Below are 18205 nucleotides of genomic sequence, written 5' to 3' on the forward strand. Positions count from 1 at the left end.
CGGGTCCTCCTCAGACCTGGGTCAGCGCCCAGATGCCCACGGCGAAGCAGACCAGCGCCACCAGCAGGACCGGGACCGCCACCTTCGGGGACGGTCCCGGTCGCGTGCGCGGGGCGGGAGCCGATCCCTGGGCTCCCTGGGCTCCCTGGAAGGGGGCGCCCTGCTGGGGGGCCGTGTAGGGGCGGGTGAGGGACTGGTCGTGAGGTCCGGGTGCGGGGGCGTGCGCCGGGTCCGCGTAGGGGGCGGCGTATCCGGCCGGTGCCGGGCCGGGATAGCCGTATGAGGCCGCCGGCGCGGCGGTTTGCGGAGCCTGGTGCGCGGGAAGGGCCGGCTCGGGAGGCGGAAGGTGGAAGCTGCCCGTCTCGGACATGGATGCGGGCGCGGACGGGTAGGGCTGCGGCTGCTGTACGCCCGGCTGCGGGGCGAACGGCCCGCCGGGCTGCGGGCCGGTGGACTGCGGGCCGGTGGACTGGGGCGAAGGGGGCTGGGGAGCCGGGGCTTCCGGGGCCCGGGTTTCCGGGGCCGGGATGACCGGGGACGCCTGGGACGGGGCCTGCTGACCGGTGGGCCGGGGGTCCGGCGTGTGCGGCCCCGGCGTCCGGCCCGACCGCTCCGGCCCGTCGGGGCCGAAGCCCTCGGGCAGCGGGCCGATCTGGTCGAAGACCTCCACCGGCTCATCGTCGTCCGAGGGTTCGGGGAGCATCTCCACGGCGGCGTTCAGGGCCTTGCGCGCCCCCGTGGCGGTACGGAAACGGTCCTGCGGGTCCGGCTGCAGGAGCCCCGCGATGACCTGCCACAACGGCTCCGGGACGCCGTCGGGGGCGCTCGGCGTACCGTGCGCGGCGAAGCTCTCGATGAGGTCCTGGGAGTCGGGCTTGGTGCCCTGGAGCAGATAGAGGGCGACCAGGCCGACGGCGAAGAGGTCGGCGGGGAAGTCCGGTTCCGCTCCCATCATCTGCTCGGGCGCGAAGTAACCCAGCGTCCCCACCACGTAGTTCGTCTCGGTGAGACGGGGCTCGCCCTTGCGCATGGAGATGCCGAAGTCGGACAGGCGCAGGTGCGGCCGGCCCCGGCCGGTCGCTTCCATAAGGATGTTGGCGGGTTTGATGTCCCGGTGCACGACGCCCTCGGCGTGCACCGTCGAGAGGCCGGACAACAGCTGGTCGAGCAGGGTGCAGACGAACCGAGGGGGCAACGGGCCGTAGTCGCCGATGACATGGGCGAGCGAGCCGCCGCTGACGAGGTCCATGGTGAACAGCACCTGGTCGTCGTCGGCGGCCCAGCTGGCCGGCGCCAGCACATGGGGATGCTCGATGCGCAGCGCCTGTTCGCGGACGAAGCGGAGCAGCGTGTGCGCGTCGCTCTGTTGCAGCACCTTGGCCGCCACATAGCGGCGGCGCCGGTGGTCCCAGGCGCGCCACACGGCACCGACCCCACCGCGTCCGATCGGATCGACCAGTTCGTACCGTCCGGCGAAGACCTCACCCATGGCGCTGCGCTCGCTCCCCGTTCCTGTTCCGGCCCGTTCCCCCGTGTCGCGCGGGAACCTAGCTCTGGTGGCTCTCGTAGTGCGCGACCGCTTCCGCGGTGCGCCCCGCTCCGTACACCTTGAGGAACTCTGCCAGTTCCGGGTGCGTCGGGGCGAGGGAGTCCGCCGCATCGATGATGTCACCGGCGGCCGCGACCGAGCGCAGCAGCGACTGGATCTCCCGGACCACGCGGCGCACGGTGGGTGCCCCGCCGCTGGCGGTGGTCTGACCGGTGCCCGAAAGCACCGAGCCGCCCTGGGACTTCTTGATCTCCTCCATGCGGTCTGTTGCCTCCCCCGCGCTGACGCTGCCGTCGGCGACCTGACCGGCGAGTTCCTGGAGTGCCTGGACGCGCTGGACGACCGCCGGGTTGCCGATCTTCGCGCGCTGACCGCTCATGAGCTGGGAGAGCATGGGAGCGGACAGTCCGAGTGCCGCGGCGAGCCGGGCCTGGTTGAGACCGAGATCGTCGATCAGACGGCGGAAGAGCGCCCCCAACGGCTCTCCGTACCAACTGCGCTGAAGGTCTCTGGCTCTGGCCGTCGCCTCTTGCTGCGCTGCATCCATTGCGTCTCCCCTTCGCATCGGCTTCGCTGCTGCGAACCTCGACCAGCATCTTACGGAGAGTGGTCGCGCACCGGGAGTCCCCGTATTTTTGCAGGAACACGGGGGTGAGCCGGTACTCTGTTCTGCGGCGGTGGCCCGAACGTCGAGGCGTTCGGAGCTGCGTGCTGTCGGGGCCTTAGCTCAGTTGGTAGAGCGCTGCCTTTGCAAGGCAGATGTCAGGAGTTCGAATCTCCTAGGCTCCACATCCCCAGAGGCCCCCTGAACTGCGGAAACGCAGTTCAGGGGGCCTCTTTGCATATGCCTGGGACGGACCGCACGGCTGCCGGACAGGTTCTTCAAAGGTTCTTCATCGTTCCGCTCCTACCGTCGCCCTGCCCGTCGCGCCCGCGGCCGGGCCCCACAGGGAGAGCGGGAGAACGATGAGGACGAACCGGGTACGGCCGGCCGTCGCGGCCTCGGTCATGGCCTTCGTGCTGGCGGGCTGCGGCAGCGGCGACGGGGGCGCGGAGGTCCCGACGGCCGGTGGCGGACAGGTGTCGGCCCCGGCCGAGGGGGGAAAGGGCGCGGACGACGTGGCCGCGTACGTGAAGGCGCAGCGCGCGTACGTGAAGTGCCTGCGGGAACACGGCGTGGACGCGCCGGACCCCGACGCGAAGGGGACCATCGACCTCGGCGAGGGCGACCAGCGGCGCGCGCTGAAGCAGGACCCGAAGTTCACGGCCGCCCAGGAGAAGTGCGCCTCCTATGTGTCGGCCGTGCCCGAGAGCATCGAGAAGGGCAACCAGCCCACACTCTCGGCCGAGCAGATCAAGGTGAAGCGCGAGTACGCCGCCTGTATGCAGAAGAACGGCGCCGCCGACTTCCCCGACCCCGGCCCCGACGGCCTCGGACAGGGCGAGTGGGACCAGAGCGCGGCCGGTGCGAAGCGGGCCGCTCGGGTCTGCGGTCCGGTCATCGGGGTCCCCGAGAGCGCGGGACCGGGCAAGGGCTGAGCGGTGGATACGGTGACAGACCTCGATGAAGGGCGCGGGGCCCGCGGACGGCGGACGTTTCTCGTCGTCATCGGTGCGGCTGTCGTGGCGGCGGTCGCCGTGGCCGGGGCTCTCGGGCTCGGCGGCGGCGGGGACGGGAGCCCGGCCGCCCCGCCCAGGACCGGTTCGACCGTCCCGGTCACCCGGGCCACACTGACCGAACGCACCACAGTGGACGGCACCTTGGGGTACGGATCCGAGATACCGCTGCCGGTCAGGGCGACGGGCACGGTGACCTGGCTGCCCGAAGCCGGTACCTCCATGGAGCGCGGTGACACGCTGCTGCGCGTCGACGACCGCCCGACGGTGCTGCTGTACGGGGCGCTGCCGATGTACCGGGACCTCGGACCGGCCCCTTCCGGCTCCTCCTCCCCCTCAGCCTCTGCGACGGAGGCGGCGGAGGCGGAAGGGGAGGACCAGAAGGACGGAAAGGACGAGCAGGCGGTGCCCGAGGCTCCCGCGGCGGTTCACGGCATGGACGTCATGCAGTTCGAGACCAACCTCGCCGCCCTCGGCTACACCGGCTTCACGGTGGACGAGACGTTCACGGCCGGCACCGCCGCAGCGGTCGAGCGCTGGCAGAAGTCGCTCGGCCTGCCGCAGACCGGCACGGTCGGCGTCGGGGACGTCATCTACAGCGCGGGGCGGATACGCGTCGGCCGGCCGGGCGTCCGGCTGGGCGACGCCGCCGGAGAAGGCGCTCTCCCGTACACCGGCACGACCCGCAAGGTTGTCGTCAACGCCTCGGCCACCGAGGCCTCGTGGGCGGTGCGCGGAGCGGCCGTCACGATCCGGCTGCCCGACGAGACCCCGGTGAAGGGCCGGGTGGCGTCCGTGGGGAAGCAGGCGGACGCGGCCGGGGGAGGCGGCGACGGGGGCGAGCGGGCGGCCACAGTGCCGGTGACCCTCACGATCAAGGACCAGAAGGCCGTGGGGAAATGGGAGAGCGGGCCCGTCACCGTCGAGTACGTGGGGCGGCAGGCCGAGAACGTGCTGACCGTCCCCGTCGCCGCGCTGGTCGCGCTCGCGGAGGGCGGCCACGGCCTGGAGAAGGCGGACGGCACCTTCGTGGCGGTCAGGACCGGACTGTTCGCGGACGGGGACGTGGAGGTGAGCGGGCCGGCGGTCCGCGAGGGCCTGAAGGTGAGGATTCCGGAGTGAGCGGGGATTCCGCGGTGAACGGGGGCTCGGCGCCGGTGATCCGGGACTCCGCGGCGGTCGTGGAGTTCGACGCGGTCTCCAAGACGTATCCGGGCGGCGTGAGCGCGGTCCGTGATGTGAGTCTGCGGATCGGGCGCGGGGAGCTGATCGCCGTGGTCGGCCCGTCGGGTTCCGGCAAGTCGAGCATGCTCCATCTGATGGGCAGCCTCGACCGGCCGTCCTCCGGCCGCGTCCTGATCGACGGCCACGACGTGGCGAAGCTGTCCGACCGGGAGGTCTCCGCGCTGCGGGCCACCCGGATCGGCTTCGTCTTCCAGCAGTTCCATCTGGCGGTCGGTGTCCCGGTGCTGGACGCCGTCGGGGACGGTCTGCTCTACGCGGGGGTGCCGTTGCGCAGGCGCAGGGCCAGGGCAGCCGCCGCGCTGGACCAAGTCGGGCTCGGCCACCGGGTCCACCACCTTCCGCACCAGCTCTCCGGCGGTGAACGGCAGCGGGTCGCGGTCGCCCGTGCGGTGATCGGCCAACCCTCCGTGCTGCTGGCGGACGAGCCGACCGGAAATCTGGACTCCGCTTCCGGGGCCGCCGTCCTCGATCTGCTGCACGGGCTGCACGCGGCGGGCACAACCGTCGTCGTCATCACCCATGACCGGGAGATCGCGGCCGGGCTCCCCCGCCGCATCGAGATGCGCGACGGGCGGCTGACCGGGGACCTGACCCGTAACGCGACGATGGGGGTGCGCCGATGACGGATCGCACGCATACGCGCGGGCCGGCCGGGGAAGGGGCCGATGCCCCCTCGCCGTTCCCGTCCGGGGCCGCCCGAAACCGCGGGGGCAGCCGTAGCCGGTCCCCACTGCGATCCACCCGGCTGCGCCCCGCCGACGTCGTACGGCTCGGCGGAACCGGGCTGCGCACCCGGCCCGTGCGGGTCTTCCTCTCGGCCCTCGGGATCGCCATCGGGGTCGCCGCCATGATCGCGGTCGTCGGCATCTCTGGCTCGGGCCAGGCCGAGGTGGACCGCAGGCTCGACGCGCTCGGCACCAACCTGCTGCGGGTGGCCCCCGGCGAGTCCCTGGCCGGCGAGAAGGCCGAACTGCCCCAGGAGGCCGTGGCGATGGTCCGCCGCATCCCGCCGGTCAGGCAGGTGGCGGCCACCGGCGAGACCGGGGCGCACATCTACCGCAACGAACGCATCGCCATCGGACGCACCGGCTCCCTGAGCGTCCTCGCAGCCGACACCGGGCTGCTGCCCGCCGTCGGCGGTCGCGTCCGCGAGGGCCGCTGGCTGGACTCCGCCACCGAGAAGTACCCGGCGGTGGTGCTCGGAGCCACGGCCGCCCAGCGGCTGGACGTGTACCGGCCCGGGACACGGGTCTGGACCGGCGGCCGGTGGTTCTCGCTGATCGGCGTCCTCGACCCGGTGCCGCTCGCTCCGGAACTCGATGGCGCCGTCCTCGTCGGCGGCCCCGCCGCCCGTACGTACCTCGGCTTCGACGGGCACCCGTCCACGGTCTACGTACGCGCGGAGGACAGCCGGGTCGCCGCCGTGCGGCAGGTGCTTCCGGCCACGGTGTACCCCGAGAAGCCCGGCGAGGTGCGCATCTCGCGTCCCTCCGACGCGCTCGCCGCACGTGAGGCCACCGAGACCGCGCTGACCGGCCTGCTGCTCGGCCTCGGCGGGGTCGCCCTGCTGGTCGGCGGGGTCGGCGTCGGCAACACCATGGTGATCTCCGTGCTGGAACGGCGTACCGAGATCGGGCTGCGTCGCGCGCTCGGGGCGACCCGGGCGCAGATCCGTACGCAGTTCGTGATGGAGTCCCTGCTCCTGTCGCTCATCGGCGGGCTCGCCGGGACGGTGCTGGGGACGCTGATCACCTCGGGATACGCCCTCAGCCGCGACTGGCCGACGGTCGTCCCGGCGTGGGCGAGCGCGGCGGGCATCGGCTCGACCCTGGTCATCGGCATGGTCGCCGGGTTGTATCCGGCAGTACGGGCCAGCAAGCTGTCGCCGACCCAGGCGCTGGCGGGCACATGAAAAGAGAGGGGGCGGGGTGAGCTTCCGGTTCCGGGCCCTCGGCCTGCTGATGCTGATCGCGATGACCGCCACGGCGGCCACCGCCTGGCTGACCCTGCGCCAGGCCAACCGCCAGGTGCGGGAGACCGTCACGGCCGGCGAGCAGGACACCTCCCGCATCGCCGGGAAGCTGCGTGCGTACGGCCTCGCGCACGGCACCTGGGACGGGCTGGCGCCGACGGTCGCGGCGCTCGCGAAGGACACCGGCCAGCGCATCCGGGTCAGCACGGAGGCCGACGCGCTGCTCGCCGACTCCGACGCCCTGGCCGGCCGCACCCCGCGCGCGGTGAGCGGCCGGCCGCCGGTCCCGGTCGACGCGCGCCCCGTGCTGCGGCTGCCCGGGGGCCAGGTCCGGCGGGCCTCGATGAAGCAGACCGCCACCGCCATCTCCGCCTACCGTGCGCACGCGGCCGACGCGGCCTGTCTGACGCGTGCGGGGGCCGAGGTGGAGGCCGGTACGGGCGCCTTGGGGGTGCCGGAGGCGCGTACGGACCACAGACCGGCCGAGTGCGCGGAGCCGGCGGACGCGTACGACGCGCTGACCCCGCGCGACCTGGACGCGCTGCGGCCGTGCGAGTCCGAGGAACGGTTCGCCGCGTGTCTGCAGCGGGTCTTCAACGCCCGCACCGCCGCCGTGGCCCCGCCGCGTCTGGAGGTCCGGCTCGGCTTCCGGGACGAGTCGCCGCCCACGCTTGCCGTCGCGCCCACCGCGGCCGCGGCGGCGGGCGTCGCCCTCGCGGTCATCCTGGGCGGGCTGCTGCTGAGCAGGGCCGTACTGCGCCCCGTACGCGCCCTGACGCTCGCCGCGCAGGGGCTCGGCGGGGGAGACCTCGGGCACCGGGTCCCGGCAGCCGGCCGGGACGAGATCGCGCGGCTCGGCGGCGCCTTCAACCGCATGGCCGACTCGTTGCAGGCGAGCGAGGAGCACCAGCGCCGTCTGACCGGCGACATCGCGCACGAGCTGCGCACCCCGCTGGCCAACCTGCGCGGCTATCTGGAGGCCCTGCGCGACGGGGTCGTGGAGCCTACTCCGGACCTGCTCGAATCCCTCCACGAGGAGGCGCTGTTGCAGCAGCGGATCGTGGACGACCTGCGGGACCTCGCGCTGGCCGAGGCCGGGGCGCTCGCCTACCACCACGCCGATGTCGATCTGCGCGAGCTGCTGGAGACGAGCCACCGTGCCCGCCTCCCCCAGGCCCGGACGGGCGGCATCACGCTGACTCTGGAGGCGCCGCGCCCTGTGTACGCGCGCGCCGATCCGGACCGGCTGCGCCAGGTCGTCGGCAACCTCCTCGGCAACGCGCTGCGCGCCACCGCTCCCGGCGGCACGGTGACCCTGGCCCTGCTCCACCACGGCGAACGGGCCGTCGTGGAGGTACGCGACACCGGCACCGGGATCGCGGCCCAGGACCTGCCCCGGCTCTTCGACCGGTTCTGGCGGGCGGACGCCTCGCGGGACCGTGCCACCGGCGGCAGCGGCCTGGGCCTGTCCATAGCCCGCCAGATCGTCGCCGACCACGGGGGCACCATCGAGGTGCGCAGCACGGTCGGCGAGGGGACGACGTTCGCGGTCGCGCTTCCCGCGGTGGGGGCCGGTCAATCCCCGGCGGAGGGTGAAGCGTCAGGAGGACGCTGAGACCGTGCCGTCCGCGAGCCGGTAGCCGCGCCCGTACACCGTCTCCACGTGGCGGGGGCCGCCCGGGTCCGTTCCCAGCTTCCGCCGCATGTTCATCACATGCGCGTCGACGGTCCTCTCCAGCACGTCATGGTCGAAACCGAAGACGCGCTCGATGATCTGGGCGCGGGTGAAGACCCGGCCGGGTTCCCGGGCGAGCGTCTCCAGGATGGAGAACTCCTTCGCGGTGAGTTCCACCGGTCGTCCCGCCACCCGGACCTCGAAGCGCGCGGTGTCCAGCTCCACCTCGCCCACCCGCAGCACCACGGGTCCGTCGGTGCCGCCCGGCTTCCCGGAGCGGCGCAGCAGCGCCCGCACCCGGGCGGTCAGTTCGCGGGGGCTGTACGGCTTGGTGAGGTAGTCGTCGCCGCCGAGATCGAGGCCGAGGAGCATGTCCTCCTCGGCCACCCGGGCGGTGAGGAGCAGGATCGGCACGTCCGATTCGGTGCGCAGAATGCGGCACACATCGAGGCCGTCGACCAGCGGAAGCATCACATCGAGAACGATCAGGTCGGGCCGGGCCGACCGGGCTCGTTCCAGCGCCGCCCGTCCGTCCGCGACCACCTGGACCGCGTGTCCTTCTCTTTCGAGATAGATCCGGATCAGACGTGACTGCTTCACGTCGTCCTCGGCGACCAGAATGCGAGCGCTCACCGTTCCCCCCACCATGTCCCGCCGGTATCCGAACGGTAGTACAGAACAGTGGTCCGAAGCCGGGTACGCGGACGGGCGCCGGAGACCTCAAGGTCCTCCGGCGCCCGTCCCGGCGCGCGTGCTGTGCAGCGGTGTCCGCCGTGCCTTCCGGCCGGTACGGATCAGGCGCGGTCGTCCCGGTCCGGGCCGCCCAGGACGTCCGGACCGTCCTCGCCCGCCTCGGCGTCGGCCTGCTTGGCCTCGACCTCGGGGTCCAGGATCGTCGACGCGTTCGGGCTGCCGTCGACGGAGGACAGCGGGGCGCGGTCGTCGACCTCGGTGGGGGCCGGCGGCTCGACCAGCCACTCGGGGTTGGCCTGCTTGTCCCACCAGCGCCACACCGCGTAGCCGGCGCCCACGAGGATGCCGGTCACGGCCAGGCCCTTGAACGCCTTGCCGGCCCTGGCCCGCCGCTCGTGCTTGCGGGCCAGCTTGCGGATCTGCTTGGCCGTGACCTGCCCGCGCAGGGCGGCGACAGCGGCGGCGCTGCGGGCCGCCGCCTCCTCGGCCACCGGCTGGGCGGCGGCCCTGGCGGTCTCGATGCGGGGGACGGTGTAGTCCGCGGCGCTGCGGGCGGCCTGACGGGTGCGGAGCGCGGCGCGCTGGGCGACTTCGTCGACCTTCGGGGGTACATGCGTGAGGGCGAGTTCGATACGGGGGGCGACGTGCGCGCCGTACTGGACACGGGCCTGCTTGGCTGCCTTCGACACCTTCGGTGCGAGCAGCGTGCGGGCCTCGTGCGCATAGTGAACGGCTTGTTCCTTGGCCGAGTCGGCGTAGGGCGCCACCACGTCCGCGGCGTGCTGCACGCTGTCCCTCGCCGAGTCGGTTGCGGCACGCACGCTGTCGATGCGGGTCACGGGATCCTCCTCCTTGGTGGCGGGTTGGTACTCCGCCTTTCCACCCATTTCGAGATCATGCCTGCGCGGTGCCGGTGGGGCACGTGGGGCGGGCATCCGGGTCATACGGCATACAAAGGATGTCCCGGGTGATGTGGTGCAAGGGGAGCCTTGCGCCGACCATGCCACGCTCCGGCCCGCCATGCGTCTCTTCGGCACGCGCATGGCGGCGGGTTCGGCACGCGCATGGCGGCATCCGCCGCGCCGGGCGGCGCGGCGGGCGCCCGGCGCTCGCCTCGGCCGCCGCCGGGGTGGCCCGTGCGAGGATCGGGGCGTCGGGGCCGGGCCGGATGCCGGAGCGGGCCGACGCGCAGCGCAGCCGCGCAGAGCACATGGGCAGACTCACGGAAGGCAGATCGTGGCCGAGCAGCTTTACGCCACCTTGAAGACCAACCAGGGCGACATCGAGATCCGGCTCCTGCCGAACCACGCTCCCAAGACGGTCAGGAACTTCGTCGAGCTCGCCAGCGGTGAGCGCGAGTGGACCAACCCGGAGACCGGTGAGAAGAGTACGGCCCGGCTGTACGACGGCACCGTCTTCCACCGCGTGATCGACGGCTTCATGATTCAGGGCGGCGATCCGCTGGGCAACGGCACGGGCGGTCCCGGCTACAAGTTCGCGGACGAGTTCCACCCCGATCTCGCCTTCACCAAGCCGTATCTGCTCGCCATGGCCAACTCGGGCCCCGGCACCAATGGCTCGCAGTTCTTCATCACGGTCTCGCCGACAGCCTGGCTGACCAACAAGCACACCATCTTCGGCGAGGTGGCGGACGCCAGGAGCCGGCAGGTGGTGGACGCCATCGCCGGCACCGCGACCAACGCGCGTACCGACCGCCCGGTGCAGGACGTCGTCATCGAGTCGGTCGCCGTCGAGAAGCGCTGAGCCCTGCGTCACCACCCGGTCACTCTCCGGTTCCGCGTTCGGGAACCAACCGCCCCGCTCGTCCGTATCCCATGACAGAACGGACGCGCGGGGCGGTGCCGTGTGCGTCCTCGCGACGACGAGCACCGAACGACGAGGACCGAGGGGACCGGGAAGCCATGGGACCGATGGACCAGCAGCCGCCGGGTGCGTCCGGGCCGCCTCCGCCGGTGGAGGGACCGGTCGTCTGCTATCGCCACCCGGACCGCGAGACGGCGGTCCGGTGCGTCCGCTGCGACCGACCTATCTGCCCGGACTGCATGGTCAGCGCGTCGGTCGGCTTCCAGTGCCCGGACTGCGTCCGCCAGGGGTCCGGTACGGGACACGGCGCGTCCGCGGCCCGGCCGCGCACGCTGGCCGGCGGCGCCGTGGCGGCCGATCCCCGGCTGATCACCAAGATCCTGCTGGGGATCAATGTCGCGGTGTTCATCGCGGTGCTCGCCGACGACGCGCTGCTCGACAAGCTGGTGCTGCTCGGCCGGGCCAACTTCTACTACGGGGGTCCGCCCGAGGGCATCGCCGAGGGCCAGTGGTACAGGCTGGTGACGTCGATGTTCCTGCACCAGGAGGTGTGGCACATCGCCTTCAACATGCTGGGGCTGTGGTGGTTGGGCGGACCGCTCGAAGCCGTGCTGGGCCGGGTCCGCTACCTCGCGCTGTATCTGCTCTCGGGGTTGGCGGGCGGTGCGCTGACCTACTGGCTCGCGGAGCCGAACCAGCCCTCGCTGGGTGCGTCCGGCGCCATCTTCGGTCTGCTCGGCGCGACCATCGTGCTGATGCGCCGGCTGAACTACGACATGCGCCCGGTCTTCATGATTCTCGCGCTCAACCTGGTGATCACCTTCAACCCCTGGGGCGGGATCGCCTGGCAGGCGCATGTCGGGGGACTGGTCGCCGGAGTGCTGATCGCGATCGGCATGCTGCACGCCCCGCGCGAGCGGCGTGACCTGGTGCAGTTCGGGACCTGTGCCCTGGTCCTGCTGGCCACCGTCCTGATCGTGGTGACCAGAACGGCCGCCCTGGCCTAGAGGCCGCCTCCGGCATCCTCCACAGAACGGTTGTGGACCATTTGTGACCGAAGTTGTCCACAGGATTCCACAGCGTGATCCCGATCTTGTGCATAGTGCGGGCACAACTGTGCCCCCTGTCCCTGAGCTGGGTTTTTCCAGTCGGGACAAGGGGCGTTCCGCCTCCGAGTGGAGGCGGCTGCAGTCACACCGGCGTCAACGGCCGGAGAGTTATCCACAGATCGTCTGACCTTTTCCCCCACCTGTGGATAACGCTGTGGGTAACTCAGGGCAGGGGTTGCGAACCCGGGGCGATCTGTGGTCTACGCGGTCGCGCGGGCTACTTCCACTGGGTGGAGACGCCGAAGCCGCCGGCGATGAAGCCGAAGCCGACGACGATGTTCCAGTTCCCCAGCGACTCGACCGGCAGGTCGCCGTCGGTCACGTAGAAAACGACGATCCAGGCCAGACCGATCAGGAACAGCGCCAGCATCACCGGCGCGACCCAGCTGCGATTGGTCAGCTTTATGTTGGTCGCCTGCTTCGCCGGAGGCGGCGTGAAGTCGGCCTTCTTGCGGATACGTGACTTCGGCACGAGGAACTCTCCTGTCGATGCGCTGCGTGACCGCGCAGGGAACTGTGGCTGGCGCCGGGGCTGGGCGCGAGGGGGAATGTGGCCTCCCCCGGGCGTCCGTTAGCGTAGTGCTTCCGTGGCACCGAAGGAGATAAGGGTACGTTGAGCAATTCTGCCGACTCTCCCCCCGGGCCGGTCCGGCGCACCTTCCGGCACCCGGTCAGAGTGCTCACCGCTGCCGTTTTCGCCCTTGCCGGACTTATCTTCGTGACCAGCGCGAATACGGCCAAGGGCACCAATATCCGCACTGACGCCTCGCTGCTGAAGCTCTCCGACCTCATCCAGCAGCGCAGCGAGAAGAACGCCGCCCTCGAGGAGTCCGCCGCCTCCGTGCGCGGGGACATCGACAGCCTCGCCCAGCGCGACAACGGCAGCACCAAGGCCGAGGCCGCCAAGCTCAAGGCGCTGGAGCGGACCGCGGGTACCACGGCGATCTCCGGCCGGGCCGTCTCCGTCACGCTCGACGACGCCCCGCCGAACGCCACCGCGAGCCCCGGCTACCCCGATCCCCAGCCCAACGACCTGGTCATCCACCAGCAGGACCTCCAGGCGGTCGTCAACGCGCTGTGGCAGGGCGGAGCCAAGGGCATCAAGGTCATGGACCAGCGGCTGATCTCCACGAGCGCCGTGCGCTGCGTCGGCAACACCCTGATCCTCCAGGGCCGGGTCTACTCGCCCCCGTACAAGATCACCGCGGTGGGCGACCCCGGTGCGCTGCGGCGGGCGCTCGACGCCTCGCCGTCGATCCAGAACTACCTGCTGTACGTGAAGGCGTACGGGCTCGGCTGGCAGGTCGACGAGCAGCGGGCGGTGACGCTTCCCGGCTACTCCGGCACGGTGGATCTGCACTACGCGGAGCCGGTGAAGTAGCAGAGGGGGCCGGCCGCCGCACAGCTTTCCACAGGCTACCCACGCCGGGCCCACGGCCCTTTAGTCTGGTCCCGTACCGAATGGAGGGTCTGGATGTACAGCTGGATCTGGCGGCATCTGCCGGGCAACGTGTGGGTGCGTGCGTTCATTTCGCTCGTGCTCGCCCTGGCGGTCGTCTATGTGCTGTTCCAGTACGTCTTCCCGTGGGCGGAGCCGCTGCTTCCGTTCGGTGACGTGACGGTCGACGGCGCGAGCGCGGCGACGGGAGCCGGCCGATGAGCGCCCGCATCCTGGTCGTCGACAACTACGACAGCTTCGTCTTCAACCTCGTCCAGTACCTCTACCAGCTGGGCGCCGAGTGCGAGGTGCTGCGCAACGACGAGGTGACCACGGCCCACGCCCAGGACGGCTTCGACGGCGTCCTGCTCTCCCCCGGCCCCGGCACCCCGGAGCACGCGGGCGTCTGCATCGACATGGTGCGGCACTGCGCGGCGACCGGCGTCCCGGTCTTCGGGGTCTGCCTGGGCATGCAGTCCATGGCGGTGGCGTACGGCGGCGTCGTGGACCGCGCGCCCGAGCTGCTGCACGGCAAGACGTCCCCGGTGCTCCACGAGGGCACCGGCGTGTTCGCCGGCCTGCCCTCGCCGTTCACCGCGACCCGCTACCACTCGCTCGCCGCCGAACCGGACACGGTGCCCGACGAGCTGGAGGTCACCGCGCGGACCGCCGACGGCATCATCATGGGCCTGCGCCACCGGGAACTGGCCGTCGAGGGTGTGCAGTTCCACCCGGAGTCGGTGCTCACCGAGCACGGCCATCTGATGCTGGCCAACTGGCTGGTGCGCTGCGGGGACACCGGAGCCGTCGAAAGGTCGGCGGGGCTCGCTCCGGTGGTGGGCAAGGCCGTCGCGTGACCCCACCCCGCCACGCGGCCGGGGCCGGGCAGGACGACCCGCACGATCCGCGGGCGTACGAGGACCCGGGCGCGTTCGAGGCGGCGGTCCACCGGCTCTCGGACCCGTTGAACGACCCGCTGCCGGAGCCGGAGCCCGTACCCCCGCCGCAGCAGGAGCCGTACGTCCCCCAGGCGCCCCAGCAGGCCCCGCAGGAGTGGTACGACCCCGAGGGATACCAACGGGACTGGTACGGCCACCAGGAGCCCGTACAGCAGCCCCTGGCGGCCTCGGAGGCCCCGGCCGACGAGGCCGTGGAGCCGGTCACCGAGGTGTTCGGGCGAATAGAGGGGGACGATCCGGCCGTGCCGGCCCCCCGCCCGGAGGCGGCGAGCGCCGACGAGCCGGACAGCGGCGACATGCCTCCGGCGGCAGCGCCGCCCCCGCCGCCCACCGGCGGCCGTGCCGAGCGCAGGCGCGCCGCCAAGGGGCGTGGCCGGCGGCGTCCCGCGCCGCGGCCGGCTCCCCCCGGGAGCGCGGCTGCCCCCGCGAAGCCCATGACGCGCATGGAGGCGCGCCGGGCGGCCAAGGCCGCCAAGGACAGCCCCGCGGTCGTCATCAGCCGCGGCATCGGCGAACTCTTCATCACCCTCGGCGTCCTGATGCTGCTCTTCGTCACCTACCAGCTCTGGTGGACGAACGTGCGCGCCGACCAGATCGCCGGCCGGGAGACCCACAAGATCCAGGACGACTGGGCCAAGGGCACCCCGAAACAGGAGGCGTTCGAGCCGGGGCAGGGCTTCGCCATCATCCACATCCCCAAGCTGGACGTCGTCACGCCGATCGCCGAGGGCACCAGCAAGGAGAAGGTCCTCGACCGCGGCATGGTCGGCCACTACAGCGACAAACCGCTGCGCACGGCGATGCCCTCCGACAAGCAGGGCAACTTCGCGCTGGCCGGCCACCGCAACACGCACGGCGAGCCGTTCCGCTACATCAACCGGCTGAAGCCCGGCGACCCGATCGTGGTCGAGACCCGGGAGGCGTACTACACGTACGAGATGACGAGCGTCCTGCCGCAGACCTCGCCCTCCAACGTCTCCGTGATCGACCCGGTGCCGAAGCAGTCCGGGTTCACCGAGCCCGGCCGGTACATCACGTTGACGACGTGTACACCCGAATTCACGAGTACGTACCGTTTGATCGTCTGGGGCAAGATGGTCGACGAACGGCCGCGCAGCAAGGGGAAGCCCGACGTGCTCGTGGACTGAACGGGCTGGACGTCATGACGACAGGGCGGTGCTATGACAGCGACGACCGAGGACCACGAGCGGACCGACGAGTCCGCTCCCCCCGCGCGGAAGGGCGGCCGCCATCCCCTCGCGACCGCCGTCAGCTTCTTCGGTGAACTCCTCATCACCGCAGGTCTGGTGCTCGGGCTCTTCGTCGTCTACTCCCTGTGGTGGACGAACGTGCTCGCCGACCGCGAGGCCACCAAACAGGGCAACACCGTCCGCGACCGCTGGGCGGACGGCCCCGGCGCGCTGGACACCAAGGACGGCATCGGCTTCCTCCACGTCCCGTCGATGAAGAACGGCGAGGTGCTCGTCAAGAAGGGCACCGACACCGAAACACTCAACGACGGCGTCGCCGGCTACTACACCGATCCGGTGAAATCCGCGCTCCCCTCCGACAAGGAGGGCAACTTCACGCTGGCCGCCCACCGGGACGGCCACGGGGCGAAGTTCCACAACATCGACAAGGTGCGGACCGGGGACGCGATCGTCTTCGAGACGAAGGACACCTGGTACGTCTACAAGGTCTTCAACGAGCTCCCGGAGACGTCCAAGTACAACGTCGACGTGCTGGGGCCCGTCCCGAAGGGCTCCGGCGTGAAGAAGGCCGGCCGCTACATCACGCTCACGACCTGCACGCCGGTCTACACGTCGAAGTACCGCTACATCGTGTGGGGCGAACTGGTCCGTACGGAGAAGGTCGACCGCGACCGCACGCCACCGGCGGAGCTGCGCTGAGACAGGCGTGTACGGCAGAGGGCCCCGGTCACCTTCACGGTGACCGGGGCCCTCTGTTCGTACCGGGTGCGGGGCGGGTCAGTGACCCCTTCCCCCGTTCGGTCCGCCGAAGATGTTGCCGCCGCCGTCGATGGTGTTCAGGGTGACGGTGCCACCCTTCTCCACCTCCTGGTTGGGCATCGGGGTGCTCATGACCACCTTGGCGTCCGGCTTGTCGACCGAACCGGGCGCGAGCGCGACCACCAGGCCCATGCCCTCCAGCTGCGCCTTCGCGTCCTGGTAGGTCTTGTTGACCAGGTCAGCCGGGACGGTCACCTTCTCCGGCTCGGCCGGACCCTTGGAGACCTTGAGGATGATCGAGGTGTCCTTGCCGACCTTCTCGTTGGCCGCGGGGGTCTGCTCGACCACCGTGCCGGCGGGCTTGTCGGAGTCGACGTCGCTGCGGCCGATGTTCTTGAAGCCGTTCCCGGTCAGCTGGGACACCGCGTCCTCGTACGAGCGGTCCGTCACCGGCGGCATGGTGAGCAGCTTCTCCGTGGCGACCTTGAGCTTGACCTCGGAGTTCTCCTCGGCCTTCGTGTCGCCCTTGGGGGACTGCTCCAGGACGGTGCCGGGTTCCGCCTGGTCGGACTCGACCGAGGTGACGGTGACCGTGAAGCCCCTCTTCTCCAGGGCCTCGCGGGCGCTGTCCTCGGACTTCTCCGTGACGTCGGGGACCTCGACCTTCGGCGGACCGCTGGAGACGAAGACCGTGACGGTCTCCTGCTCTTTCATCTGCTCCTTGGTCGTCGGCGTCTGGCGGCAGATCTTGTTCTTGGGCTGGTCCTTGCACTCTTCCTTCGGACCGACCTCGAGCTTCACGTCCGCGTTGTCGGCGAGTTTCTGAGCGTCCTTGACCGTGAGACCGACCATGTTGGGCACGTCGAACGCGCCCTTGTCGCCGCCGTCTCCGCCGAAGACGGCCTTGCCGATGAGGATCGCGCCGATCAGCACCAGGATGCCCGCGACGACCAGCAGGATCGTCGAGGTGTTGTTCTTCTTCTGCCTGCGGCGGTCCGGGCGGTCGTCGTAGCCGTAGCCGCCGTCGTCCGGATTGACCGGCGGCAGCATCGACGTCTGCTCGCCGTTCTGGTCGGTGGCGCGCAGTGCGGCGGTGGGCTGGTCGCTGTCGTACCCGCCGCCGTAGCCCCCGTAACCCGCCGCGCCCATCGCTGCCGTGGCGGCGACCGGCTGGCCGTCGAGGCACGCCTCGATGTCGGCGCGCATCTCGTCGGCCGACTGGTAGCGGTAGTCGGGGTCCTTGGTGAGGGCCTTCAGCACGATCGCGTCCATGGCGGGCGTGATCTCGGGGTCGAAGTTGCTCGGCGGCTGCGGCTCTTCCCGTACGTGCTGGTAGGCGACCGCGACCGGGGAGTCCCCGATGAACGGCGGCCGGACCGTCAGCAGCTCGTAGAGCAGGCAGCCGGTCGAGTACAGGTCCGACCGTGCGTCGACCTGCTCGCCCTTGGCCTGCTCCGGGGAGAGGTACTGGGCGGTGCCGATGACGGCCGCGGTCTGGGTCATCGTCATGCCGGAGTCGCCCATGGCGCGGGCGATGCCGAAGTCCATGACCTTGACCTGTCCGGTCCGGGTCAGCATGACGTTGGCCGGCTTGATGTCCCGGTGGACGATGCCCGCGCGGTGCGAGTACTCCAGCGCCTGGAGGATGCCCACCGTCATTTCGAGCGTGCGCTCGGGCAGCAGTCTGCGCCCCGAGTGCAGCAGTTCGCGGAGCGTCGAGCCGTCGACGTACTCCATGACGATGTACGGGATGGAGACCCCGTCGACGTAGTCCTCGCCGGTGTCGTACACCGCGACGATCGCCGGATGGTTGAGCGAGGCGGCGGACTGGGCCTCACGGCGGAACCGGGCCTGGAAGGACGGGTCGCGGGCGAGGTCCGCCCGGAGCGTCTTCACAGCCACGGTGCGGCCGAGCCGGGTGTCGTGGGCGAGGTAGACCTCGGCCATGCCACCACGGCCGAGCACCGAGCCCAGCTCGTACCGGCCGCCGAGGCGACGCGGCTCTTCCATAACTGTTCCAGCCCTCTCCGTCAGTCCTGACCGCACCGGTGTGCGGTCCGGCGGTGTGCTGTTCGCGCATACGCTACCGGCCACGCATCAGCTGATCGGCCCACAGGCGATACCTGATATCCGACCGGTATCCGCAGGGGCGTT

At 71.2% G+C, this 18205-nt stretch carries 18 protein-coding genes and 1 tRNA gene; 13 read left to right on the plus strand and 6 right to left on the minus strand.

Translation table 11 applies throughout. The features are described from left to right. Window positions 1-10 precede the first annotated feature (10 nt). Both EAO73_RS33800 and EAO73_RS33805 read right to left on the minus strand, forming a co-directional pair. On the minus strand, window positions 11-1489 hold the full coding sequence (locus EAO73_RS33800) for a serine/threonine protein kinase (protein ID WP_147975263.1): 1479 nt from the start codon (window positions 1487-1489) through the stop codon (window positions 11-13). 58 nt (window positions 1490-1547) lie between these two features. After that, window positions 1548-2096: a helix-turn-helix domain-containing protein gene (locus EAO73_RS33805; protein ID WP_147975264.1), complete on the minus strand. Its 549-nt coding sequence runs from the start codon at window positions 2094-2096 to the stop codon at window positions 1548-1550. A gap of 169 nt (window positions 2097-2265) precedes the next feature. On the opposite strand from EAO73_RS33805, the gene EAO73_RS33810 reads away from it, so the two are divergent. The 6 genes from EAO73_RS33810 (at window position 2266) to EAO73_RS33835 (ending at window position 7998) form a co-directional block, all read left to right on the plus strand. After that, window positions 2266-2338 (plus strand) — tRNA-Ala (locus EAO73_RS33810). Window positions 2339-2515: 177 nt separating this feature from the next. After that, complete coding sequence (locus EAO73_RS33815; RefSeq protein WP_147975265.1) at window positions 2516-3088, plus strand: hypothetical protein; 573 nt, start codon at window positions 2516-2518, stop codon at window positions 3086-3088. A gap of 12 nt (window positions 3089-3100) precedes the next feature. Continuing rightward, on the plus strand, window positions 3101-4288 hold the full coding sequence (locus EAO73_RS33820; RefSeq protein WP_224756556.1) for a peptidoglycan-binding protein: 1188 nt from the start codon (window positions 3101-3103) through the stop codon (window positions 4286-4288). Next, complete coding sequence (locus EAO73_RS33825; protein WP_224756557.1) at window positions 4285-5034, plus strand: ABC transporter ATP-binding protein; 750 nt, start codon at window positions 4285-4287, stop codon at window positions 5032-5034. The genes EAO73_RS33820 and EAO73_RS33825 overlap by 4 nt, the downstream gene beginning before the upstream one ends. Continuing rightward, the gene (locus tag EAO73_RS33830) at window positions 5031-6323 is read left to right on the plus strand and encodes an ABC transporter permease (RefSeq protein WP_147975267.1); all 1293 of its coding nucleotides are present in this window, start codon (window positions 5031-5033) and stop codon (window positions 6321-6323) included. The genes EAO73_RS33825 and EAO73_RS33830 overlap by 4 nt, the downstream gene beginning before the upstream one ends. A 16-nt stretch (window positions 6324-6339) precedes the next feature. After that, entirely contained in the window at window positions 6340-7998 is a 1659-nt protein-coding gene (locus tag EAO73_RS33835; RefSeq protein WP_147975268.1) for a sensor histidine kinase, read from the plus strand. On the opposite strand, the gene EAO73_RS33840 is transcribed toward EAO73_RS33835, so the two are convergent. Next, window positions 7984-8691: a response regulator transcription factor gene (locus EAO73_RS33840; RefSeq protein WP_147975269.1), complete on the minus strand. Its 708-nt coding sequence runs from the start codon at window positions 8689-8691 to the stop codon at window positions 7984-7986. The two genes, EAO73_RS33835 and EAO73_RS33840, sit on opposite strands and share 15 nt — an antisense overlap. Window positions 8692-8852: 161 nt before the next feature. After that, window positions 8853-9590, minus strand: coding sequence for a DUF5324 family protein (locus EAO73_RS33845; protein ID WP_147975270.1), 738 nt, complete (start codon window positions 9588-9590; stop codon window positions 8853-8855). A gap of 397 nt (window positions 9591-9987) precedes the next feature. On the opposite strand from EAO73_RS33845, the gene EAO73_RS33850 reads away from it, so the two are divergent. After that, a complete protein-coding gene (locus tag EAO73_RS33850; RefSeq protein WP_147975271.1) occupies window positions 9988-10515 on the plus strand; it encodes a peptidylprolyl isomerase in 528 nt (175 codons plus the stop codon). Between the two features lie 167 nt (window positions 10516-10682). Beyond that, complete coding sequence (locus EAO73_RS33855) at window positions 10683-11582, plus strand: rhomboid family intramembrane serine protease (protein ID WP_147975458.1); 900 nt, start codon at window positions 10683-10685, stop codon at window positions 11580-11582. 319 nt (window positions 11583-11901) lie between these two features. Here EAO73_RS33855 and crgA read toward each other — a convergent pair whose 3' ends face one another. Further along, complete coding sequence (gene crgA, locus EAO73_RS33860) at window positions 11902-12156, minus strand: cell division protein CrgA (RefSeq protein WP_132900543.1); 255 nt, start codon at window positions 12154-12156, stop codon at window positions 11902-11904. Window positions 12157-12297: 141 nt separating this feature from the next. Between crgA and EAO73_RS33865 the strand changes: the two genes are divergently transcribed. The 5 genes from EAO73_RS33865 (at window position 12298) to EAO73_RS33885 (ending at window position 15991) form a co-directional block, all read left to right on the plus strand. Continuing rightward, window positions 12298-13065 (plus strand): DUF881 domain-containing protein, encoded by a 768-nt coding sequence (locus EAO73_RS33865; protein ID WP_191134316.1) that lies wholly within the window; start codon window positions 12298-12300, stop codon window positions 13063-13065. Between the two features lie 93 nt (window positions 13066-13158). Continuing rightward, the gene (locus EAO73_RS33870) at window positions 13159-13344 is read left to right on the plus strand and encodes a hypothetical protein (RefSeq protein ID WP_111329717.1); all 186 of its coding nucleotides are present in this window, start codon (window positions 13159-13161) and stop codon (window positions 13342-13344) included. Further along, on the plus strand, window positions 13341-13979 hold the full coding sequence (locus tag EAO73_RS33875; RefSeq protein WP_147975272.1) for an aminodeoxychorismate/anthranilate synthase component II: 639 nt from the start codon (window positions 13341-13343) through the stop codon (window positions 13977-13979). The genes EAO73_RS33870 and EAO73_RS33875 overlap by 4 nt, the downstream gene beginning before the upstream one ends. Beyond that, window positions 13976-15229, plus strand: a complete 1254-nt coding sequence (locus tag EAO73_RS33880; protein ID WP_147975273.1) for a class E sortase — start codon at window positions 13976-13978, stop codon at window positions 15227-15229. The genes EAO73_RS33875 and EAO73_RS33880 overlap by 4 nt, the downstream gene beginning before the upstream one ends. 33 nt (window positions 15230-15262) lie before the next feature. Then, window positions 15263-15991 carry a class E sortase gene (locus tag EAO73_RS33885; RefSeq protein ID WP_147975274.1) on the plus strand — a complete coding sequence of 243 codons (729 nt, stop codon included), beginning with the start codon at window positions 15263-15265 and terminating at the stop codon, window positions 15989-15991. A 78-nt stretch (window positions 15992-16069) separates the two neighbouring features. On the opposite strand, the gene pknB is transcribed toward EAO73_RS33885, so the two are convergent. Next, window positions 16070-18061, minus strand: a complete 1992-nt coding sequence (gene pknB, locus EAO73_RS33890) for a Stk1 family PASTA domain-containing Ser/Thr kinase (RefSeq protein WP_147975275.1) — start codon at window positions 18059-18061, stop codon at window positions 16070-16072. Window positions 18062-18205: the final 144 nt, after the last annotated feature.

The organism is Streptomyces sp. col6 (genome assembly GCF_008042035.1).
Lineage (GTDB): Bacteria > Actinomycetota > Actinomycetes > Streptomycetales > Streptomycetaceae > Streptomyces.

What these genes read in the sequence shown, in the direction of transcription:
- EAO73_RS33855 (WP_147975458.1), top strand. Translation starts at nt 10,683, where the DNA reads ATGGACCAGCAGCCGCCGGGTGCGTCCGGGCCGCCTCCGCCGGTGGAG.
- EAO73_RS33870 (WP_111329717.1), top strand. Translation starts at nt 13,159, where the DNA reads ATGTACAGCTGGATCTGGCGGCATCTGCCGGGCAACGTGTGGGTGCGT.
- EAO73_RS33815 (WP_147975265.1), top strand. Translation starts at nt 2,516, where the DNA reads ATGAGGACGAACCGGGTACGGCCGGCCGTCGCGGCCTCGGTCATGGCC.
- EAO73_RS33800 (WP_147975263.1), bottom strand. Translation starts at nt 1,489, where the DNA reads ATGGGTGAGGTCTTCGCCGGACGGTACGAACTGGTCGATCCGATCGGA.
- EAO73_RS33830 (WP_147975267.1), top strand. Translation starts at nt 5,031, where the DNA reads ATGACGGATCGCACGCATACGCGCGGGCCGGCCGGGGAAGGGGCCGAT.
- EAO73_RS33805 (WP_147975264.1), bottom strand. Translation starts at nt 2,096, where the DNA reads ATGGATGCAGCGCAGCAAGAGGCGACGGCCAGAGCCAGAGACCTTCAG.
- pknB (WP_147975275.1), bottom strand. Translation starts at nt 18,061, where the DNA reads ATGGAAGAGCCGCGTCGCCTCGGCGGCCGGTACGAGCTGGGCTCGGTG.
- EAO73_RS33885 (WP_147975274.1), top strand. Translation starts at nt 15,263, where the DNA reads ATGACAGCGACGACCGAGGACCACGAGCGGACCGACGAGTCCGCTCCC.
- EAO73_RS33875 (WP_147975272.1), top strand. Translation starts at nt 13,341, where the DNA reads ATGAGCGCCCGCATCCTGGTCGTCGACAACTACGACAGCTTCGTCTTC.